Source organism: Candidatus Pelagibacter communis (assembly GCF_001180105.1).
Classification (GTDB): domain Bacteria; phylum Pseudomonadota; class Alphaproteobacteria; order Pelagibacterales; family Pelagibacteraceae; genus Pelagibacter; species Pelagibacter ubique_K.
The window spans coordinates 1-600 of the sequence record NZ_CVSO01000066.1 but is presented as its reverse complement, the minus strand read 5'-3'; the positions used below and the strand labels follow the sequence as shown (position 1 = coordinate 600).

1 protein-coding gene and 1 tRNA gene are annotated in these 600 nt (G+C 27.8%); both read left to right on the top strand.

Going from position 1 to position 600, the window contains the following annotated elements; translation table 11 throughout:
* On the top strand, window positions 1–446 hold a 446-nt coding region (locus tag AMN84_RS04300; RefSeq protein ID WP_179850701.1), incomplete at its 5' end, for an O-antigen ligase family protein.
* A 32-nt stretch (window positions 447–478) separates the two neighbouring features.
* Window positions 479–553 (top strand) — tRNA-Val (locus tag AMN84_RS04295).
* Window positions 554–600: the final 47 nt, after the last annotated feature.

The following is a 600-nucleotide window of genomic DNA, read 5'->3' as shown; positions in this document are numbered from 1 at the left end:
TAAGAGATTGGTATTTGAACAAGAATTTATACCTTAAACTCTATAGGTCTGGAATTTCTGTTTTTAAGAATTATCCATTATTTGGTGTGGGTAACAAAAATTATAGAGTTGAAACATGTGACTCTAGTAAAAATAAAATTAATCAAGATTATATTTGTTTAACGCACCCACATCAGATTTATATTGAAATGCTCTCTGAACATGGCATTTTTGGAACTGCAATAATATTGAGTATCTTTTTTTATTTAATTTTTAGGATATTAAAAAAGATTATCCATTCTCAAAACTATATTCAGATTGGTGCATTCGTTTATGTTTTGATTAATTTTTTACCATTTCTCCCAACTGGCTCTTTTTTTAGTGACTTTAATTTAACTTTATTTATGATTAATTTTTCTTTAATGTATGCTGTAAATAAAAAAACAAACGTTTTTTTTAAAAATTAAATTAAAGATAAAAACCGTTATACTTGGATAATGGGCCGTTAGCTCACTGGTAGAGTACTGCATTGACATTGCAGGGGTAGTTGGTTCGATCCCAACACGGCCCACCATTTCATCTATTTTTTATAAATAAAAGCAAGAGATTTTTTTCCTTCTA